The organism is Allofrancisella heilbronnii (genome assembly GCF_000710735.2).
Lineage (GTDB): Bacteria > Pseudomonadota > Gammaproteobacteria > Francisellales > Francisellaceae > Francisella > Francisella frigidaquae.
This window is the reverse complement of the sequence record NZ_CP144673.1, coordinates 1340987-1367347: the sequence shown is the minus strand read 5'-3', so window position 1 is coordinate 1367347 and position 26361 is coordinate 1340987. Positions and strand designations below refer to the sequence as shown.

Sequence of the window (26361 nt, the reverse complement as noted above, 5' to 3'; positions counted from 1 at the left end):
TTGCTTTTTTTACATATGTTTATCAAATTTAGATATGTTGTATGATAAATTTAGGTTCCGAACAAAATTTTTTACAATATGCATGTAAGTATGTAAGTATATTTAAATATTTTTGCGAAACAAAAAATATACTTAATTGTAGTAGCTCAAACTTGATCTGACAGTCACCAATTAATTTGAGACTGAATTTATTTCTAAACTAGTGTCAGATTTATCAAACATATTACCTAAATTTTTCTCTTTTGCCAAAGGTTTTGAGTCAATAAAAGTTTTCATAGGCGTTTTCCATAACAGTGCTTACCAGAATGTGGTCTATCGTTATTGTAATAATCCAGCCATATATCAACATCTTGCTGAATCTCCTCAATCGTTGAATAAACCTTTTTTCTAAACATTGTCTCATAACATTCATTTTTCATAGTTTTATGAAATCTTTCACAGATACCATTAGTTTGAGGGGAGTTAGCTTTTGTTTTAGTATGGTCAATGTCTTCTATGCTTAAGTACATCTGGTAGGAATGATTCTCCAGCTTTCCACAATATTCCGTGCCTCTATCTGTTAATACTCTTAATAGATCTATTCCATGTTCCTCAAAGAATGGTAATACCTTATCATTAAGCATATCAGCAGCTACTATTGCATTTTTTTCTGTATATAACTTAGCAAATCCTACTCTAGTATACGTATCTACAAATGTCTGTTGATATATCTTACCTATACCTTTTATATACCCTACATAATAGCTATCTTGAGATCCTAAGTAACCTGGATGATGCGTTTCAATCTCACCAGTAGCAACCTTTTTAGCTTTTTCTTTTTCTAAAGCTTGTAATTGAGCTTCTGTAAGTATAAAGCCATCTTGAGCTACTTTGGTCTCTAGTGCTGTTAATCGCTTCTTAAAATTCTCTAAGTCATGTCTAAGCCAAATAGATCTAACTCCACTTCCTGAGACTAATATTCCTTGCTTTGCTAATTCATTTGATACTCTATGTTGTCCATACGCCGGATATTCATAAGCCATATTAACTACTGCTTGCTCAATATGTGCCTCAACTCTATTTTTCTCTAATGGCTTCTTACGGGATATTTCTTGTAAAGCTAATTCTCCACCATTATCGTATAACTCTTTAAAGCGATAGTAGCTGTCTCTTGAGTAACCCATCACTTTACAAGCTTGCTTGACATTACCTAATTGTTTTGCTAATTCTAACAGACCTAATTTGGGTTTGATTATCTTTTGAGATGCATTCATTTTATTCTTCCTTAATTTGACATCTTATTTTATACACAATGTCAGATTAAGTCAAAGCTATTACAACTTAATGCACATGGAATCTAATTTGTTCGTCTTTTTTATGAACAATGTGTTTCAGCGAGGAATACTTTTATATCAGTATTTACTTGTTATCATCTGTTTAATTTCAACTTGCAACAGTCTTATTAGTTTGAATCTAATTTTTATTTTTAAGCTAAGCGTCAGATGTCTCAAACGTATTGCCTAAAATTTGTCTGTAAAATATGTTTAATTTAAACTAAGGTTTTTTAGTAAAAGACTTTAAGATTATCAATATGACCCCACAAGTGATTGCTGAATCTGCAATATTAAAAGCAGGCCAGTGGTAGTTACCAAGATGAAAATCTAAGAAGTCTATTACAAACCCTCTAAAAGCTCGGTCATAAAAATTTCCTAACGCACCACCAAGTATTAATGAAAAAGAGATTAGATTTAATTTACCTTGTATTGGTTGTTTGATAATTAAGTATATTAGTATGACTGCAGCTATCAATGAAATCGACGAGAACATAATTAGTTGCCATGAGGTTTGGCTATTACTTAAAAAGCTAAATGCTGCTCCATGGTTATACAATAAAGTTAAGTTAAAAAAGCTTGTTACTTTAACAGGAGTAGCAAAATTTAAGTTGATGTTAGCTAAGTATTTGGTATACAAATCAAGAGCTATGATTATAATAGCTAATCCAAAATACTTAAGTTTAGGTCTAAGCATATTTGCGAGACTCCCCTAATTCCATTGTAATATTTTCTATGCAACGACTGCATATATCTTTATGTTCAGGATTTTTGCCAACTGTAGAGCTACGGTGCCAACACCTTTCGCATTTTGGTTCTTGTAATTTTTGAATGTCGATATATAAACCTTGTATACTTGATTGAGTGGCAATACTAGACTTTTCACTAAGATTTTTTAACTCAGCTTCAGAAGATATTAGTAAAAACCTTAGTTCATCCTCAATTTTTGCTAGAAGTTCATAGTTTTGTTTGTCAGCATAAAGGGTTATTTTTGCTTCCAAAGATGCTCCAATAAGACCTTCATTTCTCTTTATCTCGAGTACTCTATTTACTTCAGATCGAACTTCTTGAATTTTTGCCCAGAAATCTAAATCTAATTCATCAGTAGGCGAGAATGATTTTAACTCTGTATACCATTCACATAACTGTATTGGTAGATCGGTAGTTTTTGGAGCAGCTTCCCAGATTTCATCAGCTGTATATGATAAGATCGGAGCTATCCATCTAACTAATGCATGCACAATATGGTAAATTGCAGTTTGTGCTGACTTACGTGGATGTCCATCAGTTTTAGCCGTGTATTGTCTATCTTTAATAATATCAAGATAAAAGCTACCCATTTCAATTGAGCAAAAATGATGTATTAGCTGCGCTACTGTATGAGTTTGATAGTTTTCATAAGCTTGAATTACTTTATCCTGAAATTCTTTTGTTTTTGCTATAGCCCACTGGTCAAGTTTGACTAACTTGTCAAATTCTATAATATCAGACTTAGGATCAAAACCAGTTAGGTTTGATAATAAAAACCTTGCTGTATTACGCAATCTACGGTATGTATCAGCTGTTCTTTTAAGAATTTGGTCTGACACAGCCATTTCACTTTTATAGTCACTAGAAGCAACCCATAAACGCAAGATGTCAGCTCCTAAAGTATTATAGATATCTTGAGGAGATGTGACATTACCTAAAGATTTAGACATCTTACGGCCATGTTCATCAACTACAAAGCCATGAGTTAAAACTTCCTTGAAAGGTTTTTCTCCTTTAGCAGATAATCCAACAAGTAGAGAGGTTTGGAACCAACCACGATGTTGGTCTGACCCTTCTAAATATAGATCAGCAGGGTAACTTAATTGAGGGTCTTTGTCTAATACACACATGCTGGATGATCCTGAGTCAAACCAAACATCTAAAGTATCTTTTACAGATTTATATTCATTAGTTTCTGATATGAATTCGCTATCATCAGCATTAAACCAAGCTTCAATACCACCTTTTTCTATTTTTTTGGCTACTTTCTCAAGAATTTCAGCTGTATTTGGATGTAGCTCTTCTGTATCTTTATGGATAAACAGTGGTAGCGGTACTCCCCAAGTTCTTTGACGAGAGATGCACCAGTCAGGTCTGTCTTTCATCATAGCTTCTATACGGTTTTGACCCCATGAAGGAATCCACAGTGTGTTTTTAATAGCAGTCATCGCGTTATTGCGTAAATTCTGTTTCTCCATGCTTATAAACCACTGTGGGGTAGCTCTAAACATTAAAGGGGTTTTATGACGCCAGCAATGAGGGTAGCTATGTTTAACTTTATCAAAATTCATTAAACGTTTTCTTTCACCTAAAAGCTCTACTATTCTATCATTAGCTTTGAAAATAAATTCACCGGCAAAGAGTTTAGTATTTTCACTATAACAACCATTGCCTTTTACAAAGGATTCCATAGACAGATTATGTTCTTTACCTATAGAGAAATCTTCTACACCATGAGTGGGAGCTGTATGGACCATACCAGTACCATCAGTATCAGTCACATGATCACCATGTAAAATAGGAACATGGCGGCTGTAAAAAGGGTGTTCAACAAATATACCGGTTAGCTTATCTCCAGTAGTTGTTGCGATAATTTTAGCATTATCTGTAGCGTACCTTTTTAAAGTTTGCTCAATTAAGCCACTAGCTAGTATTATGTAAAAGTTATCAATTTCTACTAGACTATAATTAAGATTATCGTGTACAGCAATAGCTTGGTTAGCAGGTAGTGTCCATGGGGTGGTAGTCCATATCACCGCAAAAGCTTCATTTTTTAGAGATTCTAATCCAAACGCTTTAGCAAGTTTATCATGGTCTTTTACTTTAAATTTTACATCGATTGCTGGTGAGACTTTATCCATATACTCAACTTCAGCTTCAGCTAATGCTGAGCTACAATCAGTACACCAGTGTACGGGCTTAAATCCTTTACTTAGATGACCGTTTGAGATTATTTTAGCTAAAGTTCTTATCATGTTAGCTTCGTATTCAAAGTCCATTGTCAGATAAGGGTTTTCCCAGTCTCCTAATACACCTAATCTTTTAAAATCTTTTTTTTGTAACTCTACTTGTTGTTTTGCATATTTACGGCATTCTTTTCTGAAAGTATTTTCATCTATCTTTTGTCCAGCTTTACCATATTTTTTTTCAACTTGTAGCTCAATTGGCAAACCGTGGCAATCCCATGTTGGAATATATGGAGCATCGTAACCACTTAAAGTTTTTGATTTTACTATAATATCTTTAAGAATTTTATTAACAGCATGACCAACATGTATATTTCCATTAGCATAAGGGGGCCCGTCATGAAGTATAAATTTATTTCTTCCAGCAAAATGCTCACGGATTTTTTTATAGATACCTTGTTTTTCCCATTTGTTAAGAATCATGGGCTCTTTGTTTGCAAGGTTACCTTTCATGGAAAAAGAGGTTTTAGGAAGATTTAAAGTGTCTTTGTAATCACTCATGCGGATTCCTTAGTTTATTTGGTATATGATTAATTTAAAGTTTAATGCAAACTATTTAAATACAAATTATAAAGTACAAAGCTAGTTATGTTAATAGTCTAGGATGTAGTTATCAATCTTTTTGCTGTTTGTATATCTTTGGCTATTTGGTCTTTTAGCTCCTCAAAGGAGTTAAATTTCTTTTCAGCACGAATAAATTTAAGTATTTCTACAGTAATATGCTTTTTATAAATTTCTTTATCAAAATCGAATATATGAGTTTCTAAGAGGTTTTTTTTGCCATCCATAGTTGGTCTGGTTCCGGCGTTAGAAACACCATAGAAAATATCATCATCAATATATATTTTAGTTAAATAGACACCTTTTAATACAGAGTTTTTAAGTAATTTTTGGTTTGCAGTATGGAAACCTATTTTTCTACCGTTTTTTTGTCCGTGTATAACTCGTGAGTTTATTCTTAGTGGTTTCCCTAGTAGCTTTGCAGCATTTTCAAGCTGGTGGTTTTCAATAGCTGTACGTATTTGGCTGCTACTAATGCGTTGGTTGTTAAGAGTTAAAGTAGATATTTTATCAACCTGAAAGTCATATTTTTTTGAGAGTTGTTCCAAAAGCTTATAGTCTCCTTTACGGTTTTTACCAAATTTAAAGTCATCACCAATAATTATATGCTTAATTTTTAGTTTTTTAACAAGGTATTCAGTGACAAATTCCTCGGCATCAATATTGGCAAATTGCTCATTAAATTTTTGACAAATAATGTTTTTTATCCCTGCATGATTAATATTTATAATTTTGTTTCTAAAGTCATAAATTCTAGTAGGAAGTTTTTCTTTTCTAAAAAACTCTTTGGGCAAAGGTTCAAAGAAAAAAACAAAAGGAGCTAAAATATTTAAATATGAGATTGAAAGAAGTTTATTAATTACGGTTTGATGTCCTAAATGAACCCCATCAAAAGCTCCTATTGCTACAGCTGTATTCTGGGTACTAGAGAATTTGTTTAGGTGGGTTATTATGTTCATTACTAATGTTTTATTGGATGTTGGAAAAACCATAACTAATAGCATTATAGTATTCATTTTTTGTTGAAAAAAAGCAACTGCTGTTAGATACTTATTAGCTGTAAAAGAGCATTAGTGTATTATAGTTTTTGTACAATTCAACCTTTGGCTATATATGGAAAAGAAAAGAATAAGAAAATTAAGAAATAAAACTGGAAAAGTTTTTGCAATTGAAACGAACCTTACAGGTAGAAAGTTACTAAATAATCGCGTTTTAAATAAGGACGTAGCTTTTAGTCAAGAAGAGAGAATAGTTTTTGACTTAGTAGGGTATCTACCAGAGAAGGTGGAAAGCTTGGAAGAGCAGGCTCTTAGAGTCAGAAGGCAGCTTGATCTTAAGCCTAACTCACTAGAAAAATACGTTTTTCTCAATAGGTTACATGATTTTAACCTTACACTTTTTTATCATTTTGTACGTGAGAATTTAGAAGAAATAATGCCGATAATATACACTCCAACTGTTGGTGAAGCTGTACAAAAGTATAGTAGCCAGTTTAGAAAACAAAGTGGTTTATTTATTTCAATTAATCATAAAAAGCATATTGGTAAAATTCTAGAAAGGTATGACTTTAATAGTATTGATTTGGTTTTGGTTACTGATGGTGAAGCTGTGCTTGGTATAGGTGACCAAGGCATAGGTGGCATGAATATCAGTATAGGCAAAATTATGGTATATGTTGCTGCAAGTGGTATAGATCCAGCTAGAGTTCTGCCCGTGCAGCTTGACATGGGCACTAATAATGATGAACTACTAAGCGCGCCTGGATATTTGGGTATGCGCTTGCCAAGAGTCTCAGGAGAGACTTATGATGAATTTATTGAAGAGTTTGTAACACAAGTTAAAAGTAGGTTTCCTAATGTGTTTTTACATTGGGAAGATATTGGTAGAGATAATGCTACACGTATTCTTGAGAAATACAAAGAAAGATTATGCACTTTTAATGATGATATAGAAGGTACAGGTATTGTTGCAGCAGCTAATTGTATAGCGGGATTAAAAACTGTGAATTCTATCAGAATTAACGCAGGAGAACTAACCACAGAGCAAGCTATAAGTAGTATTAGTAACATTAAAGTAGTAATCTTTGGCGCAGGTAGTGCAGGTTGTGGTATAGCCAGACAGATTGCTGATATGATAGCAGATAGATCTCAAGTTTCTATTGAGAGGGCAAGGCAGAATATTTATCTAGTTGATAGGTATGGTTTGGTAACTGATAAGTTAAAAGCAAAACGGGTTACTCCTGAACAAAGGTTGTTTATAAAAAGCTCAAAAGAGTTTAATAAGTGGAACGTTGCTGACATAAATTGTATCACCTTAGAAGAAACTGTAAAAAACACTAAAGCTAAAATTCTAATAGGCACATCTGGTCAGCCAGGATCATTTACCGAAGAGATAATAAAAGAAATGGCTAAGCATAATAATTATCCTATTATTATGCCTCTTTCTAATCCTACTTCATTATGTGAAGCTTTACCGGAAGATATTGTTAAATGGAGTGACGGTAAAGCTCTAATAGCTACAGGTAGTCCATTTCCAGATGTTGAATATAATGGTAAGAAATATCGTATATCACAAGGTAATAACGCCTTTATTTTCCCAGGGTTAGGTCTAGGATGCGTTGCTGTACATGCTAGAGTTTTAACTAGCGGAATGATTAGGGCAGCTTGTTATAGATTGAGTGAGTTGTCACCTATGGTTATTAACGAAGATATTACACAACCATTACTAGCGAAAATCACAGACTTAGTGGAAGTGACTAAAGAAATTACAAAAGCTGTAGTTAAACAAGCTATAGTAGAAGGTGTACATGAAGTAGATATAGACCTAGAAGATATGACTGATGAAGAGTTAGCTCAAGAAATAGATAGATTAATAAACCTTGCTTCTTGGACGCCGACCTATGCTCCATATATGCCAATATAAGCAATTAAAAATTTTAGTTTTTTCTCCTGTTTAATTTAATAATGTGATAAAATAGGCGTAATTTCTCAGTTGTTAAGATTTCTATTGTTTAGTTGTTGAAAATGTTATTCTTAATTGCTAAAATCAAAAAATATATGGGTTTTTGATTAACTTATTCGGGGTTTTTAATGTTTAGAAAATTAAGTAAAACTTACGCTATTGTTGGTGGTATTTTGTCATGTTGGAGCTTTGGTTATTCTGCAGAAAATTCTCCTGAAGTTGCTTCCCAAGGCGGGCCGTTAGGTTTTACAAGTATTGGCGAACAGGATATTGATGATAAATCATCAGATAGTAGCAGTGCTACAGGTACCAATACGACAAACATAGATGAAAGAAAGCTACTATTACAGTTGCAACAACAAGTCCAGCAATTACAAGGTCAGTTACAACAATTAAAAAACCAACAAACAAATTTTAATAACACTTCTAGTGGCGGGTCTCAGTTTACAACTTATAGCTCTAAAGTAGATGATAATAAAGATTTTGGAAGAGCAAATCCTAATGCATCTTTGAAGGAATCTTTTATAGATAGTGACAATTCAGATATTTTAGAAAATGTTAGTTCAGATCATGCTATTGTAAACTTAGGAAACCAGTCTTTTGGAGGGGTATTTAACAAAAGCGGAGGTATTGATGTAGGGGGAGCACCTCCAATTACAACCCAAGGTCAAATAGCCTTTTTAGGTTCATATTCAGGTAACAATAGTATCCCAATTGGAATGATATCTTCAAACCTTTTTGCTTCTACATTGATGGGTCAAAGAAGTAAATTTGACGATTACTCAGTTTTCTTTGGGGGCTTCTTAGAAACTGATGCGCAAGTGTTTTTTGGTAGTCCAATTACGAAAAATAATGATGATATATTCCAAAGTAATGGTCAAAATATTTATCTAACAGCTGCAAACTTATATTTCTTATCAAACCTTGGTCATTATGTTACAGCTCAGTTTGATTTTGATACAGACGAATCTGGTAATTTTAACTTAGGTAATGCTTTCGTAATGTTTGGTAACTTAGATACATCGCCTTTCTTTGTAACTGCAGGTAGAAACAAGCTATCTGTTGGTTCTTATGGTGGTGGTGGTACTTTAACTTCGGGTATAATTAAGAATTTTTTATCACCGGGACAAGTCACTAACGTTTCTCTTAATTATAAGTCTGATACTATCAACGCCAATGTGGCTGTGTTTGGTTCAGATGATAGACGTGCTAACTTTTCTACAGGTTTATTTTATGCTGATAGTTTATCAGAAAATCTAGCAGCTGGTTTTAATGTTGGATATGTATTTAATATGGCCGGTGCAGGTAATAGTGCTCTTGCAGGAGCATTAAAAGATACATCACAAGAGAATGATAATGTGGGTGTTTTTAACCTTGATGCCAACGTAGGATATGCTATGTTAGGAGGTTTTTGGCAGGTTCAAGCAGGTTGGGCAACTACAACTAACGAAGAAAACTTCAATGGCACAGGTAATAACGTTCTTGCAGGTGCATGGTATACGGCTCTTAACTATTCACTGGAACTTTTTGGTAGAAATACTAACTTTGGTGCATCCTATGGTCAATCTTATAATGCTGCTAATATACCAATGGCTATAGCCTCTTCGCCTATTAGTTTTGGACGAGCAGCCTCAGGTATTCAAAACCAATTTATTGTTTCTGCTCAGCGAGCTTATTTTGATGATAATGTGCTATTTGGTCCAGAGTACGCGTACCAAAAGCTTTATAGTGGCCAGCATATGAATACTATTACGCTTGATGTTTCAGTATATGTTTAATAAGAATCTTTTATAGTGTAGAATAGGACCCTAAATACCATATCATAGTTGTTTTTTTAATTTTGATGTCAAAAAAAAAGTATTTTTTTTCACAGTGCTGTCAATTTTTAGTGCTAGCGTAGCTAATTCTAAAGATACTACTACTGGTCTTAATAATATTCAACAACAAGAAATAAGTAAATTAGTATATCAAATTCAGCTTTTAGAGCTTGAGGTTGGTAACCTTAATGCCAAGCAGCAAAGTCCGGTTAGTTTGGATTTACAAAGAGAGATTATAAACTCTACTTTTAATGATGACCTTTTCGAGGAGAAGAGTAAAGAGCTTCAAGAAAAGATTTTGCAAGAGCGTATAAATAAGACTAATAAAAAAGTATCAGATGTCAATGTAGGTGGTGAAGTTAAGATTACAACTCAGGGTCAGGTATCTTACGTTGGATCATTTTCAAGTAATAACAGTATCCCAATTGGTCAGCTACCTAGTAATTTATTTGCTTCTAGTATACTTAACCAAAGAGGGTTGTATGATGATTATGCTATTTTTTTTGGCGGTTTTATAGAAACTGATTTGCAAGGCTGGAGAGGTTCAGCTATCACTCAACGTAATGGCTCGGTGCTTGAAAGTGCTGGTGAGGGAGTTTACTTAACTGCAGCAACACTTTATTTTTTGGCAAACGTTGGTCATTATGTTACAGCTAATTTAGATTTTACAGCTAGTCAAAATAATAGCTACAATATCCAAGATGCTTTTTTCATGATTGGGAATTTAGATACGTCACCGTTTTTTTTATCTGTAGGTAAGTACAGGGTTTCTTTGGGAAGTTTTGGGGGAGGTGGCCCTTGGACAACTGGTCTAACTGCAAATATGTTTCGCCCACTTCGTGTAGCTAATGCAGCTATTAATTATAAGGGGGACACTTCAAATGCTAACTTCACAGTTTCAAATGCAGGAGATCATCCTACTTTTTCTTTGGCCTATTTTGATGCGGTTGGATTATTTGATATGGTTCAACTTGGTTTTAATACAGGATATATGCATGATATTCGTGGAGCTAATAATAGGTTTTCATTTGTAAATAAGCGAGTAGGCGAGTTTAATATTGATTTTGCTTTAAACCTTACAAATATGTTCCCTGGGAGTTTTAACTTAGGAGCAGGTTGGGCTACTACAACGAATAAAAGTATCCAATTTAATGGTATAAATGATTCCTACGCAGGAGCTTTTACAGTTCAAGCTGCATACACATTTACTATTTTCGGAAGTGGCCAAAATATCAATATCAGCTATGGACGTTCATATAATGCTGATAACATTCCTATGCCTCTTTCTTTTTCAGCAAGTAGGGTTATGGGTGCCTCAGGAATTAAAGATCAGGTATTGATCTCTACGCAAAGATCTTTTTTTGATAATAATGTATTGTTTGGTCCGGAGTATTCTTATCAGAGTTTGTATAATGGCCAGCATATGAATACTGTTACTTTAGATATTTCAGTTTATATCTAAATAGTATTCGCTTTATAAATACATATAAATAGAGTAATATTGAGCAATAATAATATAATAATCTAAATGGCTATATTTTAATGTCTTTTCTAACAGCTATAGTGGGTAGAGCAAACGTTGGTAAATCTACTCTGTTTAATGTATTAACTAACTCTCGAGATGCTTTGGTTTTCGATTTTGAGGGTGTTACTCGTGATCGTCAATATGGACAGTCAAAGTATGATGATCTTGATTATCTGGTGGTAGATACTGGAGGAATTTCCGATAAAGATATTGGCTTTGATGAATTTATGGCAAAGCAAGCAGAGATGGCTATAGATGAAGCAAATTTGGTTTTTTTTGTTGTTGATGGTAGGTCAGGGCTGACAAGCGGTGATGAATACGTTGCTAATTTACTTCGTCAGAAAGATAAAAAAGTCGTAGTAGTTGTAAATAAAGTAGACGGCGTTGAAGAAAATTCTGCAATGGCAGAGTTTTATGAATTAGGTTTTGAAAAAGTATTTGCTATATCTGCAGCACACCGTCGTAATATTCAAAAGCTTTTAGATAAGTATTTAAAAAAACCGTTGTTAGAGTATTACCAAGATCATACACAAACAGATGAGCATAAAGAAAAAACTCGCCATGGCATACACTTTTCATTAATTGGTAGACCAAACGTTGGTAAGTCGACTTTGACTAATAGAATGCTTGGAGAGGAGAGAGTTGTTGTATTTGATATGCCTGGTACAACTATTGATAGTGTAAGTGTCCCATTTGAGCGACATGGTAAAAAATATACTATTATTGATACTGCTGGAGTACGTAAAAGAGGTAAAATAAAACAAACTTTAGAAAAATTCTCAGTAGTTAAAACCTTACAAGCGATTCAGGATTCTAATGTTGTAGTGGCTATAGTTGATGCTAAAGAAGGTATTTCAGATCAAGATTTAAGTTTAATTCATTTTGCTATAAAAAATGGCAGAGCATTAGTTATCGCTGTTAATAAATGGGATGGTATGACAGATGAAGCTAAAGAAAACGTTAAAAAAGAACTTAAAAGACGTTTATTTTTCTTACAAGATTATGTAGATATCCATTTTATTTCAGCGTTGCATGGTACAAATGTTGGTCATGTGTTTGAATCTATAGATACAGCTTATGAATGTGCTAATAAGAAAATAACTACAGCCGATACTACTAGATTGCTACAATTAGCGATAGAAGCACATTCGCCACCAATGGTCGGTAAATTTAGAATAAAACTTAAATATGCTCATGTTGGCGGACATAATCCTCCTGTTATAGTTATTCATGGAAACCAGCTTAGCAAACTACCACAGTCTTATAAGAAATATTTAGAAAATTTCTTTAGAGAAGCTTTAGATTTTCGTGGTACCCCTGTAATATTTGAGTTTAAACAGTCAGATAACCCTTTTGCAAATAGAAAAAATAAGAGAATAAATAATGAAAGTACTAAGAGTAAGAAAGCTAAATAATATTGCTTCTGATGTAACTATAAATATTAGTGGGGCGAAAAATGCTCTTTTACACCTTATTTTTGCTAGTTTAATTCCAGATACAAAAACAAAATTTACTAATGTCCCTACTACTCTTTTAGACTATAAAGGCGCAAAGGAAATTTTAGAAAACGTTGGTGCAAAAGTTACCGAAAAAGGTGAAGAAGTAAGTATTGACACGAGTAGTGTCACTATAGAGCCACTTGAACTATGTGGCGAAATGACTTCAAAGACGCGCTGTTCTTTGATGCTTTTAGGTTCAATGCTAAAGAAAAAGGGTAAAGTTAAGATTGGCTTTCCAGGTGGATGTAGTTTTAGTGAAAAAAGGCCTTTTGATATTCATTTAAGTGGCTTAGAAGCTTTAGGAGCAGAAGTTAAATTAACTGATGAGCATATTGAAGTCATATACAAAGAAGAAAAAAACGCAGAGTTTAAGATGCCTTTTCCGTCTGTTGGTGCCACGATGAACTTAGTGATGTATGCGGTGATAGGTAGTTCAGAGGTGGTTTTAGAAAATGTTGCATTAGAACCAGAAGTGGTTACCTTAATAGAATACCTAAATAAGTGTGGAGCAAGGATTGATTTTGATATTGGAAGTAGAAAAATAAAAATACACGGGGTAACTAGACTTTTAGGATGTGAGTTTGAGATTATATTTGATCGTATCCAAGCTATGACTTACGCAGCTATGGCATATTTGTATAAAACGGACGTTACAATCACAAATATTAATACATATGATATCTACAATATTGAAAAACCTTTAGAAAAGCTTACTAATGCTGGAGCAAATTGGGAATATAACCAAGAAAATAAAACTATAAAATTTTTTGGTAAGGATAGTAGTTTAAACGGGGTGGACATAATTGCAGCGCCGTTTCCGCATTTCCCTACAGATTTGCAACCGATCTATGCTGTTATGCTGCTTATAGCAAACAGTCCTAGCACTATACAAGATACGGTATATCCAGAGCGTATTAATTACGTTTATCAGATTCGTAAAATGGGTTTTGATTTATCTATTGATAATAATCTTATAAAGATAAATCCAATAAAAGACTACGAAAGCCTTAGAGCAGCTGTTATGAGTGTGAAGGATTTACGTGCTGGTATGGCGTGTTTGATGGCAGGTTCTTTACTGGATGAATTTTCTACTATTAATAATGCCCATCAAATATTTAGAGGCTATGATAATCTTGTAGATAATATGTCGCACTTTATGCAAATAGAGCTTCTAGAGCAAGATATTTAGGTGACTCGATGCCAGAAAATTACTTATCTTTAGAGAAATATAATACTTATAGAATTAAATCTTTTGCTAGGAATGTTTATTTTCCAAGTTGTGAAGAGGAGGTTTTAGCCATAGCCAATAAGCATGAGAAAATATTTTTTTTGGGTAATGGTAGTAATATTATTTTTTCTAAAAAATATTATGGTGATGAGGTTGCTTTTGTAGTTTTTTGTAAGAATTTTAATTCGTTTACAATTCAAGAAAGCACAGTCAATGTGCAGTCAGGAGCGTTATTACAAGATCTTGCTATAGCCACATATAAATCCGGTTTAAGTGGAATTGAAACATTTTATGATGTTCCAGCTAGTATTGGTGGGGCACTTATTATGAATGCTGGTGCTTATGGTGATGAGATTTATACTTGTGTCAAGAGTGTAAGAGTTTTGGATCTTCTTACACAAGAGGTTATAAACTATGCAAAAAAAGATATAGAATATGGATATAGGTATTCAATGTTTAAAGATAAGAGTAACCTGTGTATTTTGTCAGCAGAATTTGAGTTTGAAAAAAAACCTAAGCAAGAGATCAAAAATAAGTTAAATGACATTTATTCTCGGCGTCTGGCTAACTTACCTCAAAAACCTACAGCAGGAAGTGTTTTTAAAAGACCTCAGGCTAATATTCCAGTGGGTGTAATGGTACAGGAGCTTGGTTTAAAGGGAAAATCTATAGGAGATGCACAAATTTCCCCGAAACATGGGGGGATTATTGTTAATAAAGGTGAAGCTACTGGTCAGGAAATTTTAGCTTTAATTAACTTTATTAAAGATCAAATATTTAAGCACTATAATATCGAGTTACATGAAGAACAGATAGTAATTTGATGATACAATTGCAAAATGGCTTTTTTATATTCACAATATTTAATATACTTTTTTTAATCGTACAAAATCTTTTTATATGTTATATGAAAATTAATAAATTACTTACTCTTTTAATTATTTCCGTATCTTTGGATTTTGCTTATGCAGACACTGCTGGAAGTACTAATTTAGAGTCTCAAACTATTGGTTTGGCTGGTACAGTAGCTGACAGTGAGCAAGCTAAACAAACTGATAAAAATAGTGTAGAAAAACTCAAAAATGGGAAATTACCTGAACACACTAAAAAAGAATGGGACCAGTTTAGCAAAAATATGAACCAAGAATATGATCAGCTAATGGCTAGAGCTGAAAAAATATTAGGCAAAGAAACATTTGAAAAAGAAACAGAGCAAAGTAATAAAACAACTAGTGTAATAACATCACAAGTAACTAATTTAGAGGATAATGTTAATAGTAGTAGATCAGAATACCAATCAGAAGATGGCTACCGTATAGAGGATGTAACTACAGTTGGGTTGCTTAAAAATGAAGAAATACGTTTTAAAAATTGTTTGATTATGAAGAAATATGGTGATGGTGCATGGCAAACTTACTGCCAACCTTTAGCAAAGCCAAATATGTGTACATCACAAGACTGGCGTGATATTTCAACTATGGCAATTATGTATTGCTAGTAGTATTTTTAAATTCAATAATTTGTTTTTTTAAATCATCTAAGCTTATTCTGTTTGAAGTTGGTCGAGGAGTAACGTTATTATCATTAGCTTTACGTACAGCATAGCCATATAAGGCTTCTATTTCTAATTGTAAATTTTTACTAAGTTTATTTATAAATTTTTGCCAACGTTTTTTACCAGTAAAAGTTGTTCGCATCTTGGTATCAGATAGAGGTTCGTTTAGAGAACGTATATCATTAAATAGAGTTTCTGTAGACTTGTATGTAAAAGTTATAAGATCAGATTCTATTGCAGGTGTTTTATATTTGCTAGCCTGTAGAGTATTTCCCCACGTTAATACGTCTATCATGGTATTGGTATGTTTCAGATTATCTGTCTCAGCAAAAGTTTTGTTAAAACTACTAAAAGACTTATCACCAAACGTTGAAAACAGTAGTATGCCATCATCATTTAACAATTCATAATAATATTCTAGTTTATTAGCTATGTTATCTGTTAAGTGGATTGTCGAGTTTGAGACAATAAGGTCAAATCTAATACGTTGACTAGGTTGTTTGTGTATTTTGCTTTTAGGAAAACGCAAACTTAAAATATTTTGATATTGTTTATCACTGTAACCGTCGACCAAAATATCTTTAGGTTCTAATTTTATGAACTCAAGCCTGCTTAATAACCTTTGAGTAATCTCATTTTTTATAAAAGACTCTTGGTGAACCTTAGTAGCAGGTTTACTAGATTGTAACTTTAGAAAAAGGTTATAATTAAACATAAGTTTTTTATGAAAGATAGCTAGTTATATGGTGATTATACCAAAAATAATAAAAATACTCCTTAAACAAAGTTGCTTACTATGTAGACAAAGCTCAGACGATATTATTTGTGAGTATTGTTCTGATGATTTGGCTAGCCATTTAAATTTTAACAAAGAAACCATAGAGCTTGATTGTGGGGAGTATGATTACTATTATTTACTTAACTACACTGCAGAAGTTAAGTATTTACTCAAGAAACTAAAATTTCATAAGGATTTACTAGTAGAACCAATATTTGATAAATTAATATCTATATGGTGGCAAAATTCTATTGATAAGGAGTTAGGTGATATCGATGTTATAGCTGCAGTGCCAATCCATAGATTTAGGTATTTGTATCGTGGCTTTAATCAAGCCGAGCTTCTAGCTAATAAACTCTCACAATATACTAATCTCCCAACAACTTTTACAAATTATAAAAGAGTTAAGTATACAAAGTCTCAATCAAAATCTTCTAAACAAAATCGTATAGAACAGATAAAAGGAGTTTTTAAGCTAAATAAGCCAATACAAGCAAAGCACTTAGTGGTTTTTGATGATGTATTAACAACAGGATCAACTTTAAAAGAATTTGTTCAAACGATTAAAAAAGGAAGTCAGATTGATAAGATATCTATAATCACTTTAGTAAGAGCAGGGTAGAGTATTCTTACTTTACTCAGGTAATTTCATGCGTATTTTACCACCTAATATATGAGCATGAAAATGAAATACCATTTGACCACCTTCTTTACCAGTATTTATAACCGTTTTAAAACCTTTTAGCCCTAAATGCTTAGCGATTTTTGGGATGATTAACATAAATTCACCCATAAGCTTTTGGTCTTGTGTAGATAACTCGTTTAAGCTAGCTATGTGTTTTTTAGGTATGACTAACACATGTATATCTGCCGCAGGATTGATATCATGAAAAGCTAAAAAACTATCATCTTCATAAACTTTGTTGCATGGAATTTCACCTGTGATAATTTTACAGAAGATACAGTCAGACATTTTTTATTTCTCCTTCTTTAAAATATAGTAAATTAAAAAAACTACTCCTGTAGCAATAAATCCATTGTGATGGGTTTCTATAAATTCTTGTAGTTTTACTAAAGGAGTGGGATCAGCATATAAACCATACCACATACCTAAGCCTGTCAACCCAAGCCCTAAAACTAAAGGCCATTTTCTAGGTTTTTTTCGTGGAATTTTTATGTAAGATACATGTTTTTCTTTTTTTAGATTAGCTTGAGTTTGTTGCAAGATATCAAAAACTATACGTGGTAACTCTGGAAGTTTGTCACTAACTCTAGGCATATTTTCTATAGAACGATGGTAAAAGCCTCTAAGTCCCATCTGCTCTTTCATCCATTTTTCTAAAATAGGGCGAGAGGTTTCCCAAATATTTAATTCAGGGCATAATTTTTGCCCTAGTCCTTCAACATGGAATAAAGTTTTTTGTAGCAAAGTTAGTTGAGGTTGGATATTCATCTCAAATCTTCTTGCGACGTTAAATAGTTGCATTAAAGTATAACCAAGAGAAATTTCTTTCATAGGTCTTTCAAATATAGGTTCACAAACTGTCCGAATTGCTGATTCTAGTACATCAACACGCGTATTAGCTGGTACCCAGCCAGATTCAATATGCAATTCAGCAACTTTTCTGTAATCACGCTTAAAGAAAGCTAAAAAATTTCCAGCTAAATAGCGTTGGTCTTCTCTATTTAGGGTACCAACAATACCAAAATCTATAGATATGTATTTAGGGTCGGCCGGGTTTGTTACATCTATAAACATGTTTCCAGGATGCATATCAGCATGAAAAAAACAGTCATCAAAAACTTGAGAGTAGAAAATCTCTACACCTCTTTTTGCTAGTAAACGTCGATCAACTCCTAGGGAGTCTAAAGTTTCTATGTCTGAAACGCTAACACCACTAACCTTTTCCATCACCATTACAGTAGAGCTAGTATATTCCCAGTAAATTTTAGGGACGTAATGTATAGGACTATTTTCAAAATTTCTACGTAATTGAGAAGCATTTGCAGCTTCTCTTACAAGATCTAGCTCATCGAAAAAACTTTGGTTAATTTCACTAACAATTTCAACAGGTTTAAATCTTCTTATTTCTTTTAGTAGTCGAAGTCCTTTAGCAAAAATTAGCATCAAAGAAGTATCAAGTTTAAGGATTTTCTCAATGTTTGGACGCAGAACTTTAACTACAACTTTTTCACCACTATGAAGAGTGGCACTATGTACTTGCGCTACTGATGCAGAAGCTAGTGGAGATTCGTTAAACTCACTAAATATGTCTTTAATAGTTTGTTTAGTTGCTTTTTCAATTTGTTGCATTGCAAGTTTACTATCAAAGGGAGGTACATCATCTTGTAGCTTTGCCACTTCTTTTATTACTTCTGGAGGTAGTAAGTCAGCTCTAATAGATAAAGCTTGCCCAAATTTAATAAATATAGGCCCTAGCTTTTCTAAAGCTTCACGTATGCGTACACCATGGTCTAGTTTTCTAACTCTTCTTGAATAGTAGAAAGGATTTAGAAAAAGTATAGCCCTTAAAGATTTTAGATTTGTAGCTCGTACTGGTTCATTAAATAAGCAGTATTTATTGACGATATAAAAAATATAAATAAGTCTGAAAAATTTTTTAATCATTATACAAACCTTGTAATAACTTTAGTTTCAAATCTATTCTATCAACCGATTGCTTTAACTCTTGAATCTCACGATAGAAGATATTTATTTCATTTTGTGAAATTAGTAACTGTTTTTCTTCAGTTAAGTAATCTTTTATATCAATGATAGTTTCTTGACGAGATATTTGTAAATATTCTTTAGCTTTGTTAAATGGTTTTGCAACTAGATTAGCAAAACTTGGGTTTGTGAGTTGTGAAATCTTGTAGATTATATCAATATCAAGAGCATTAAAAAAATAATTAAATTCATTAAGCTCTTTTAAGCTGCCTTTGTAATCTAGTTTTTCAGCTATTAACAGTTCTTGCAAGTTTTTATTAAATACTAACTCTATAACATATGCTACTTTACCACTTAAAACATTCTTGGAACTAGAATTTGTAGCGTATAAATTTTGATTTTTTACATTTATAGAAATTGTGTAGTCTATATCACAAAGGTGTATAGTTAGAGACTTATTCTCTAAAGGCAATAGTAAGTGATTAGCTTGTGGGTCAAGTTTGGTTATTAAATTTAAAGCTTTGTTAATGGTTTCTATCATTCTTAGTATTTATATCCAGTGTGTAAAGCGACTATTCCACCAGTCATATTCTGGTATTCAACACTATCAAACCCAGCAGCTAACATCATTTGTTTTAAAGTTTCTTGGTCAGGATGCTTGCGTATTGATTCTGCTAGATATTTATAGCTATCAGCATCTTGTGTAATAATTTTTCCTAAAAAAGGTAATGCTTTAAAAGAGTATTCATCATAAACTTTAGCAAGCATAGGTATTATAGGTTTAGAAAATTCTAAAACTAGTAATCTACCACTTGGCTTTAAAACTCTACACATAGAAGCTAAAGCCTTATCTTTGTCTGTAACGTTCCTTAAACCAAAAGATATAGTTATGCAATCAAAAAAGTTATCTGGAAATGGTAAGCATTCAGCATTTGCTTGTACATATTCAATATTTCCAACACAACCTTTATTAGTTAGTTTTTCTTTACCAACTTCTAACATAGAGGAGTTAATGTCGCTAAGAACAACTTTACCTTGAGAACCTACTAGTTGACAAAACTTATAAGCTAAATCTCCTGTACCGCCTGCTAAATCTAGAACTCTATCTCCTTTACGAATACCAGCTTTTGAGATTGTTTGCTTTTTCCATATTCGATGGATTCCAAAAGACATTAAGTCGTTCATGAGGTCATATTTAGCTGCAACTGAGTGAAAAACTCCAGCAACTTTTTTTTGTTTTTCTTCCCATGGTACTTCTGTAAAGCCAAAATCTGTGGTTTTATTTTCTTTAGACATTTAGACTAAGATTTATGATATATTAGTTATTGTCTAATTATAGCAGAATATCATATATTTGTACTGGCAAGATAGTAAATAAGGGAAATAGGGTTTATGTATATATTATCTGGAGATATAGGAGGAACTAATACTAGATTAGAAGTTTCTCAGTTGGAAAGTGGTAAAACTCAAAGTATAGCTGTAAGAAAATACAAAGGAGCAGATTTTAATTGTCTATCTGATGTTATTGATATTTTTTTATCTGCAATTGATTTGGCTGGAAAAATTGATTCAGTCTGCTTAGCTGTTGCTGGTTTTGTGGTAGATGGAGAGGTCGAAATTACAAATTTGCCATGGATGGTTTCAGAGCAATACGTTGCTGAGGGTTTAGGTATTGATAAAAGTAAAGTCAAAGTGATAAATGATTTTGAAGCCATTGGCTATGGTATTGAAAGATTAGACCGACAAAAGGATATTATCACTGTTCAAGAAGGTAAAAAAGATGATAATAGCCTTTGTGCAGTTATTGGTGCAGGAACTGGGCTTGGAATGTGTTTGGTGAGTTATGATGAAAACCATAAGCCTAGAGTTTACAAAACTGAAGGAGGGCATGTTGATTTCCCTCCAGTTGATGATGAGCAGGTTGAATTATTTAAATTTATGCGTAAGACTTTACACAGAGTTTCTCCGGAAAGGTTTTGTAGTGGTTATGGTATTTATAATATTTATAAATATGTAGTTAGAAACCCATTATATAATCAACCAGAATGTACCAGTTTACGTAGAGACCTATTTAAAGTTTCAGATTCAGATAAAGCAGCAATAATAGTTAAGTATGCTATAGAACATAAAGAACCATCTGCTTCAAGAGCTGTAGATATATTTTTGAGTATTTATGGATCAATTGCAGGTAATCTAGCTTTAACAAGCTTACCATTTAGGGGTTTATATATTGCCGGAGGTATTGCACCAAGACTTATTGATCAGATTAAAGAAAGCAAATTTTTGGAAAAATTTAGAGATAAAGGGAGAATGTCAGCAATGATGAAAGATTTTCCAATCCACATAATAATGAATACAGACGTTGGATTGATAGGAGCTAGAGCTTATGCTGCAAACTTGGTTAAAAAAGATTAAGTAGCTTTTTTATCTTTTATGTTCTTCTTTATTTTAAATACACTTGTAATAGCTAAGTATACAGCGCCCAAAATAATTATAGCCACATAGAAGCTCATAAAGATCAAAAATATTAATATCATTACTACTAGCTCAAGAAAGCTAAAAATAGCTAATATTGTAGTTAAAAGTAAATAGCTGACTAGTTTATTAAAAAAGAGAATTTTTTTTGGGTATTTTTTATAATTGTCTTTCATTGTTTTGCAAAAGCTTAATTTAATTATTTTTTATATATTTTAGAACTATCTAGGTAGATGTAAATTATATATTTTGTAACATGTAGTTTGCAATTAAAAATCTAATTTATTTTTTCATATTTCTGGATAAATATAATGATTGGATTACCATAAATATAAAAGTAATACCTAAAAGCCCAAAAAGTTTAAAATTCATCCATATATTTGTAGAGAAAAAATACGCTACAAAAAGATTAATCGTCCCAAGAATTACAAAGTATGCCCCCCACATATTATTAATTACTTTCCATTTGTGTGAATTAAGATTAACAGCTTCTTTAAGAAGCTTTTCCATGGGAGTTTCTTGCATAACGTAGGTTGTTATTATTAATCCAATACCTATTAGCCAGTTTACTATACTAACCTTCCATTTGATAAACTCCTCGTTATGGAAATATAAAGTGGCACCACCAAATATTATTACCAATACAGTAATTAAAATTTGCATCTTGGCAATTCTACGATGAGCTATGTACTCCCATATAACTTGTGCTATAGTAACGATAATTAAAGCAGCAGTTGCATAAAAAATATCATAGACTTTATAAATCGCAAAAAAAACGATTGCAGGCAATAGATCATTAAGCATTTTATTCATAATTTAGGCTAAATTTAATAAGTGTTGTATAATTATCATAAAAGTATAACCTTTGTTAAGAAGATTATGAAGAGATTAATAGAATTATATAGTTACGGTAACAACACTTTAGCACTACAAGAAATAAAACAAGTATTAGATAAAGAAGGTGTTGTAGCCATTCCAACCGACTCAGGATATGCTTTAGCTTGTAAAATGAAATCAAAAAAAGCTATAGATAAAATTAGGAAAATAAGAAATTTAGATAGTAGCCATAATTTTACACTTTTGTGTAAAGATCTTTCTGAAATTTCAGAATATGCTAAAGTTGATAACAACGCTTATAGATTACTAAAAAGGTATACTCCAGGTCCATATACATTTATACTAAATGCTACTAAAAGGGTATCTTCTTTACTTGTTACTAAATCTAAGAACACTGTGGGTATAAGAGTAAGTGATCATTATGTTCCTCAAGCTATAAGTGCAGAGATAGGAGAGCCTTTGGTAGTTAGTTCTTTTATTTTACCGACTCAGGGTCATGTTATAACTGACTGTAGTAATATTGACAATGAAATCATGAATAATATAGATTTAATAGTAGAATCTGACTACTGTGGTTATGAGTCAACTACTGTAATTGAGATGCTAGAATTGCCTTATACTGTTTTGCGTGAAGGTGCAGGAAGTGTCGAAGGTTTTACAAATGAATAAAATAGTAGTTAATTCGAGCATATTAGATTAGGGTGGTAAGTTTGCTCTGAAGGTTAGGAAAGCTTATTGGATAATTTGATGACTAATTATTTTTTCAGTATTTATAAATAAGTAGCTCAAGGAGCCTAAAATACAAATAATACTTCCAGCAATAAAAACGATGCTAAAATTATTTCCTGTTTCCTGCAAAATAAAACCAGTTGTTAGAGGGGCTAATCCAGCGCCAATAAAATTAGCTAGATTTTGTATACCACCAACTATTCCTATTAATTTAGGTGGGGCTATGTCAGCAATTATTGCCCATGTTGGTGATATTCTAAGTCCTAGACAAAAGATACTAATGCTTATAAAAAAAATTATACTTAAGATATTGTCTAAAATAGGGATTACTATTATTGCTACACCAGCTATTAGACAACCAAAGATGATAGGAGTTAGACGTGAAGCAATAGCTGAAACACCTCGTTTTATAAGGTAATCAGAAACTATACCACCTAGTACGACAGATATAAGCGACGATAAAAATGATAAAGATGTTGCAAGCCCCATTTGTGATAGGCTAAGGTTCTTTGTTTCAATAAAATAAAATGGCAACCATGTTATAAATAACCAATAAGTATAAGTGCTACAGATATTACCGATACATAAAAATATTACATTATGATTGGTTATTATGGCTTTGAATTGTTTTTTTGTCAGCGGTTTTGGTTTTAAGCCATCATTATTGTGGGCAAAGTAACTATGATTTTGTAATTTAGCCCAGATAAGAGTTGTGGTTAAGCCGACAACTCCAAGTAAGATAAACATGCCTCGCCAACTAACTAAAAGCATTAAGCTAACTAAAAATATTGGAGCTATAACATTTGCAAGTCTTGGACCGAGAGCAACTATTGAATATACAAAACCTCTTTTAGCAACTGAGAAATTTTGTTGGATAATTTTTGTTGCAATTATGAATAAAGGTGCTTCAGCTATTCCTAATAAGATTCTCATTACAAGAACCGAATAGAAACCAACAGCTAAACCACTTAGAATACATACTCCTGCCCATGCTACCATACTTAATATAGCAATACGTTTAATGCCAAAATAGTCAATTAAGTATCCAGCTGGAAGACTTGATAAAGCATAAGACCACATGAAAGCAGATAGTAATAATCCCATGCCGGAGGGGCTTATATTGAAATCAGTAGCGATTGAGGTGTTGGCAATACTTAATGTTGAGCGATCAAGGTAATTTATTAAGGCGCCTAGAAAAAGTACAAAAACGACAAAAATATAAAAAGTTTTTTTGGCCATATTTATTTTACTCTCATGCCAGGTTTAGCGCCCTCATGAGGTTCTAGTATATATAGACCTTTACCATCTCCAGCAGCTAAAACCATTCCTTCAGAAACACCAAATTTCATTTTTCTTGGGGCTAGGTTTGCAACCATAACAGTATGTTTACCTACTAAGTCCTCAGGATTATATGCTGATTTTATACCAGCAAATACTTGCTTAGTAACACCACCTAAATCTAAAATTAACTTAAGGAGTTTATCAGCTCCTTCAACATGTGAGGCTTCAATGATTTTTGCAACACGTAAATCTACTTTCATGAAATCGTCAAAAGTACATTCTGTAGCTATATCCACTTTTTGATCTTGTTGCTTATCCTGAGGATGCTGAGCTTGTTCTTTTTCGAGTATCATTTTTGTATCTTCCAAAATTTTATCAACCCTTTCTTTTTCTATACGAGTAGCGAGAGGCTTAAATTTGTTTATTTTATGATTTTTTAAAAAATTTGGTGCGTCATTCCAGTTGTTAACTTTAATATTTAAAAATATTTCAGCTTTTTCAGCTATGCTAGGAACAATTGGTTTAAGATAAGAAACTAAAATCTTAAACATATTAATACCTTGGGAGCATACTTGATGAACTTTCTTTTCATGTTCTGCTTCTTTAGCTAGTTGCCAAGGTTTATGAAAGTCTATAAATTGGTTTGCTTTATCTGCTAATGCCATTATTAGCCTAACAGCAGTTGCAAACTCTCTTTTTTCAAATGCCTGCGTAATAGAATTATGGCTATCAGTAAACTCTTTCTCTAGATTTGTGTCATAAGTTTCAGTTGATAAAGTAGCATCAAAAATTTTGTATATAAATCCTGCACAACGACTAGCAATATTTACAACTTTTCCGACTATATCAGAGTTTGATTTAGTAACAAATTCCTCTAGATTTAAATCAATATCATCTATTTTAGAGGTTAGTCTAGACGCGAAATAATATCTTAGATAGCTTGGCTCTAGATTATCAAGGTATGTTCTTGCTTGGATAAAAGTACCGCGTGATTTTGACATTTTCTTACCATTTATAGTCAAAAATCCATTTGCAAAAACACTAGTTGGTGTTTTGTATCCTGTAGAAGCTAAGATAGCTGGCCAGAATAAAGCATGAAAATATATAATATCTTTTCCTATAAAATGGTAAAGTTCGCTTTGATTATCATTGCCCCAAAATTGGTCGAAATCTATACCAGTTTTATTACAAAAGTCTTTAAAGCTAGCTATATAGCCCATAGGAGCATCTAGCCAAACGTAAAAATATTTCTGTTCATTTGTGTCAGGTATTGCAAAACCAAAGTATGGAGCATCGCGTGATATGTCCCAACTTTGTAGACCTTGCTCAAACCATTCTTTTAACTTATTAGCGACTTCTGGCTGTAACTGTTGGTTTGTGCTTATCCAAGTTTCTATATCTTTTTCTAAAGCTGGTAAGTCAAAGAAAAAGTGCTCAGATTTTTTTTGAATAGGAGCTTTACCAGAAACTACAGATTTTGGGGTTATTAAATCAGTAGGATCGTAGGTTGCTCCACAGACTTCACAGCTATCTCCATATTGATCTTCAGCTTTACACTTTGGGCATGTGCCTTTTACAAACCTATCAGGCAGAAACATTTTAGCTTGCACATCATATGCTTGATTAATTTCTTTTGTTGAAATTAAGCCTTTTGTTTTTAATTTATTGTATATCTCTTCAACGATTTCTTTATTTAGTTTATTATGGGTAGAATGATAATTATCAAACTCAACTTCAAAATCTGTAAAATCTTTTAAGTGTCTTTCTGAAAAACTTTTAACCAATTCTTCAGGAGAAATACCTAGGCTCTTAGCTTTTAACATTATCGGTGTACCATGAGTATCACTACCACAGACAAAGACACATTTATTACCTTGTAATTTTTGGAACCTAACCCAAATGTCTGATTGTATATAGCCAAGCATGTGACCTAAGTGTAAATCACCATTAGCATAAGGTAAGGCGTTGGTAACTAGTATTTTCCGCATTATTATTTTGATATTGACTTGTTAGATTATAGCTATTATAAAGATTTTTACCTATTTTGTTTAGATAAATTTTTGGAAGATATATTTACTTACAGAAGTAAAGTCATTTATTACACTTGACTAAAATCAAGGTAAACAAAAGTAAGAGGATTA

General features: G+C 32.6%; 21 protein-coding genes and 1 pseudogene. 10 read left to right on the top strand and 12 right to left on the bottom strand.

The genetic code is table 11. The features are described 5' to 3' along the window. Positions 1–171 precede the first annotated feature (171 nt). The 4 genes and pseudogenes from FRA_RS06405 to ribF all read right to left on the bottom strand — a co-directional run bounded on the left by FRA_RS06405 (position 172) and on the right by ribF (position 5826). Positions 172–1253 (bottom strand): annotated as a pseudogene (locus FRA_RS06405) (IS481-like element ISFw3 family transposase). A 280-nt stretch (positions 1254–1533) separates the two neighbouring features. Further along, entirely contained in the window at positions 1534–2007 is a 474-nt protein-coding gene (gene lspA / locus FRA_RS06400) for a signal peptidase II (RefSeq protein WP_035720055.1), read from the bottom strand. Further along, positions 2000–4807, bottom strand: a complete 2808-nt coding sequence (gene ileS, locus FRA_RS06395; RefSeq protein ID WP_035720051.1) for an isoleucine--tRNA ligase — start codon at positions 4805–4807, stop codon at positions 2000–2002. Before ileS ends, lspA begins: the two co-directional genes overlap by 8 nt. A gap of 98 nt (positions 4808–4905) precedes the next feature. Beyond that, positions 4906–5826 carry a bifunctional riboflavin kinase/FAD synthetase gene (ribF, locus tag FRA_RS06390; protein ID WP_035720148.1) on the bottom strand — a complete coding sequence of 307 codons (921 nt, stop codon included), beginning with the start codon at positions 5824–5826 and terminating at the stop codon, positions 4906–4908. 154 nt (positions 5827–5980) lie between these two features. Here ribF and FRA_RS06385 point away from each other — a divergent pair, with 154 nt between their 5' ends. The 7 genes from FRA_RS06385 (at position 5981) to FRA_RS06355 (ending at position 15395) form a co-directional block, all read left to right on the top strand. After that, on the top strand, positions 5981–7789 hold the full coding sequence (locus FRA_RS06385) for an NAD-dependent malic enzyme (RefSeq protein WP_035720048.1): 1809 nt from the start codon (positions 5981–5983) through the stop codon (positions 7787–7789). Positions 7790–7956: 167 nt separating this feature from the next. After that, positions 7957–9606 (top strand): DUF3573 domain-containing protein, encoded by a 1650-nt coding sequence (locus tag FRA_RS06380; protein ID WP_035720046.1) that lies wholly within the window; start codon positions 7957–7959, stop codon positions 9604–9606. A 94-nt stretch (positions 9607–9700) separates the two neighbouring features. Next, on the top strand, positions 9701–11107 hold the full coding sequence (locus FRA_RS06375; RefSeq protein ID WP_035720045.1) for a DUF3573 domain-containing protein: 1407 nt from the start codon (positions 9701–9703) through the stop codon (positions 11105–11107). A gap of 80 nt (positions 11108–11187) precedes the next feature. Further along, complete coding sequence (der, locus tag FRA_RS06370; protein WP_035720043.1) at positions 11188–12585, top strand: ribosome biogenesis GTPase Der; 1398 nt, start codon at positions 11188–11190, stop codon at positions 12583–12585. Next, on the top strand, positions 12554–13858 hold the full coding sequence (locus FRA_RS06365; protein WP_035720040.1) for a UDP-N-acetylglucosamine 1-carboxyvinyltransferase: 1305 nt from the start codon (positions 12554–12556) through the stop codon (positions 13856–13858). Before der ends, FRA_RS06365 begins: the two co-directional genes overlap by 32 nt. An 8-nt stretch (positions 13859–13866) precedes the next feature. Further along, the gene (gene murB, locus FRA_RS06360; RefSeq protein WP_035720038.1) at positions 13867–14721 is read left to right on the top strand and encodes a UDP-N-acetylmuramate dehydrogenase; all 855 of its coding nucleotides are present in this window, start codon (positions 13867–13869) and stop codon (positions 14719–14721) included. A gap of 83 nt (positions 14722–14804) precedes the next feature. Continuing rightward, positions 14805–15395 carry a hypothetical protein gene (locus tag FRA_RS06355; RefSeq protein WP_155960882.1) on the top strand — a complete coding sequence of 197 codons (591 nt, stop codon included), beginning with the start codon at positions 14805–14807 and terminating at the stop codon, positions 15393–15395. On the opposite strand, the gene FRA_RS06350 is transcribed toward FRA_RS06355, so the two are convergent. Further along, positions 15382–16167 (bottom strand): methyltransferase domain-containing protein, encoded by a 786-nt coding sequence (locus FRA_RS06350; protein WP_035720035.1) that lies wholly within the window; start codon positions 16165–16167, stop codon positions 15382–15384. The genes FRA_RS06355 and FRA_RS06350 overlap by 14 nt on opposite strands. A gap of 28 nt (positions 16168–16195) precedes the next feature. Between FRA_RS06350 and FRA_RS06345 the strand changes: the two genes are divergently transcribed. After that, positions 16196–16852, top strand: coding sequence for a ComF family protein (locus FRA_RS06345; protein ID WP_035720033.1), 657 nt, complete (start codon positions 16196–16198; stop codon positions 16850–16852). A 12-nt stretch (positions 16853–16864) separates the two neighbouring features. On the opposite strand, the gene FRA_RS06340 is transcribed toward FRA_RS06345, so the two are convergent. From FRA_RS06340 to ubiE, 4 genes are read right to left on the bottom strand one after another with little or no spacing between them, the layout of a single operon-like run. Then, positions 16865–17203 carry a histidine triad nucleotide-binding protein gene (locus FRA_RS06340; protein ID WP_035720031.1) on the bottom strand — a complete coding sequence of 113 codons (339 nt, stop codon included), beginning with the start codon at positions 17201–17203 and terminating at the stop codon, positions 16865–16867. 3 nt (positions 17204–17206) lie between these two features. Continuing rightward, positions 17207–18859: a ubiquinone biosynthesis regulatory protein kinase UbiB gene (gene ubiB / locus FRA_RS06335; RefSeq protein ID WP_035720028.1), complete on the bottom strand. Its 1653-nt coding sequence runs from the start codon at positions 18857–18859 to the stop codon at positions 17207–17209. Further along, positions 18852–19439: a ubiquinone biosynthesis accessory factor UbiJ gene (locus tag FRA_RS06330; RefSeq protein WP_035720026.1), complete on the bottom strand. Its 588-nt coding sequence runs from the start codon at positions 19437–19439 to the stop codon at positions 18852–18854. Before FRA_RS06330 ends, ubiB begins: the two co-directional genes overlap by 8 nt. A gap of 2 nt (positions 19440–19441) precedes the next feature. Then, the gene (gene ubiE, locus FRA_RS06325) at positions 19442–20194 is read right to left on the bottom strand and encodes a bifunctional demethylmenaquinone methyltransferase/2-methoxy-6-polyprenyl-1,4-benzoquinol methylase UbiE (RefSeq protein ID WP_035720025.1); all 753 of its coding nucleotides are present in this window, start codon (positions 20192–20194) and stop codon (positions 19442–19444) included. 96 nt (positions 20195–20290) lie between these two features. Here ubiE and glk point away from each other — a divergent pair, with 96 nt between their 5' ends. Further along, positions 20291–21313 (top strand): glucokinase, encoded by a 1023-nt coding sequence (gene glk, locus FRA_RS06320; RefSeq protein WP_035720023.1) that lies wholly within the window; start codon positions 20291–20293, stop codon positions 21311–21313. A 342-nt stretch (positions 21314–21655) separates the two neighbouring features. Here glk and FRA_RS06315 read toward each other — a convergent pair whose 3' ends face one another. Next, positions 21656–22186 carry a septation protein A gene (locus FRA_RS06315; protein WP_035720019.1) on the bottom strand — a complete coding sequence of 177 codons (531 nt, stop codon included), beginning with the start codon at positions 22184–22186 and terminating at the stop codon, positions 21656–21658. 66 nt (positions 22187–22252) lie between these two features. Here FRA_RS06315 and FRA_RS06310 point away from each other — a divergent pair, with 66 nt between their 5' ends. Continuing rightward, positions 22253–22879: an L-threonylcarbamoyladenylate synthase gene (locus tag FRA_RS06310; protein WP_035720017.1), complete on the top strand. Its 627-nt coding sequence runs from the start codon at positions 22253–22255 to the stop codon at positions 22877–22879. 63 nt (positions 22880–22942) lie between these two features. Here FRA_RS06310 and FRA_RS06305 read toward each other — a convergent pair whose 3' ends face one another. Both FRA_RS06305 and metG read right to left on the bottom strand, forming a co-directional pair. Beyond that, a complete protein-coding gene (locus tag FRA_RS06305) occupies positions 22943–24178 on the bottom strand; it encodes an MFS transporter (RefSeq protein WP_035720016.1) in 1236 nt (411 codons plus the stop codon). A 2-nt stretch (positions 24179–24180) separates the two neighbouring features. After that, positions 24181–26208: a methionine--tRNA ligase gene (gene metG, locus FRA_RS06300; RefSeq protein WP_035720014.1), complete on the bottom strand. Its 2028-nt coding sequence runs from the start codon at positions 26206–26208 to the stop codon at positions 24181–24183. Positions 26209–26361: the final 153 nt, after the last annotated feature.

What these genes read in the sequence shown, in the direction of transcription:
- lspA (WP_035720055.1), bottom strand. Translation starts at nt 2,007, where the DNA reads ATGCTTAGACCTAAACTTAAGTATTTTGGATTAGCTATTATAATCATA.
- ileS (WP_035720051.1), bottom strand. Translation starts at nt 4,807, where the DNA reads ATGAGTGATTACAAAGACACTTTAAATCTTCCTAAAACCTCTTTTTCC.
- ribF (WP_035720148.1), bottom strand. Translation starts at nt 5,826, where the DNA reads ATGAACATAATAACCCACCTAAACAAATTCTCTAGTACCCAGAATACA.
- FRA_RS06385 (WP_035720048.1), top strand. Translation starts at nt 5,981, where the DNA reads ATGGAAAAGAAAAGAATAAGAAAATTAAGAAATAAAACTGGAAAAGTT.
- FRA_RS06380 (WP_035720046.1), top strand. Translation starts at nt 7,957, where the DNA reads ATGTTTAGAAAATTAAGTAAAACTTACGCTATTGTTGGTGGTATTTTG.
- der (WP_035720043.1), top strand. Translation starts at nt 11,188, where the DNA reads ATGTCTTTTCTAACAGCTATAGTGGGTAGAGCAAACGTTGGTAAATCT.
- FRA_RS06365 (WP_035720040.1), top strand. Translation starts at nt 12,554, where the DNA reads ATGAAAGTACTAAGAGTAAGAAAGCTAAATAATATTGCTTCTGATGTA.
- murB (WP_035720038.1), top strand. Translation starts at nt 13,867, where the DNA reads ATGCCAGAAAATTACTTATCTTTAGAGAAATATAATACTTATAGAATT.
- FRA_RS06355 (WP_155960882.1), top strand. Translation starts at nt 14,805, where the DNA reads ATGAAAATTAATAAATTACTTACTCTTTTAATTATTTCCGTATCTTTG.
- FRA_RS06350 (WP_035720035.1), bottom strand. Translation starts at nt 16,167, where the DNA reads ATGTTTAATTATAACCTTTTTCTAAAGTTACAATCTAGTAAACCTGCT.
- FRA_RS06345 (WP_035720033.1), top strand. Translation starts at nt 16,196, where the DNA reads ATGGTGATTATACCAAAAATAATAAAAATACTCCTTAAACAAAGTTGC.
- FRA_RS06340 (WP_035720031.1), bottom strand. Translation starts at nt 17,203, where the DNA reads ATGTCTGACTGTATCTTCTGTAAAATTATCACAGGTGAAATTCCATGC.
- ubiB (WP_035720028.1), bottom strand. Translation starts at nt 18,859, where the DNA reads ATGATTAAAAAATTTTTCAGACTTATTTATATTTTTTATATCGTCAAT.
- FRA_RS06330 (WP_035720026.1), bottom strand. Translation starts at nt 19,439, where the DNA reads ATGATAGAAACCATTAACAAAGCTTTAAATTTAATAACCAAACTTGAC.
- ubiE (WP_035720025.1), bottom strand. Translation starts at nt 20,194, where the DNA reads ATGTCTAAAGAAAATAAAACCACAGATTTTGGCTTTACAGAAGTACCA.
- glk (WP_035720023.1), top strand. Translation starts at nt 20,291, where the DNA reads ATGTATATATTATCTGGAGATATAGGAGGAACTAATACTAGATTAGAA.
- FRA_RS06315 (WP_035720019.1), bottom strand. Translation starts at nt 22,186, where the DNA reads ATGAATAAAATGCTTAATGATCTATTGCCTGCAATCGTTTTTTTTGCG.
- FRA_RS06310 (WP_035720017.1), top strand. Translation starts at nt 22,253, where the DNA reads ATGAAGAGATTAATAGAATTATATAGTTACGGTAACAACACTTTAGCA.
- FRA_RS06305 (WP_035720016.1), bottom strand. Translation starts at nt 24,178, where the DNA reads ATGGCCAAAAAAACTTTTTATATTTTTGTCGTTTTTGTACTTTTTCTA.
- metG (WP_035720014.1), bottom strand. Translation starts at nt 26,208, where the DNA reads ATGCGGAAAATACTAGTTACCAACGCCTTACCTTATGCTAATGGTGAT.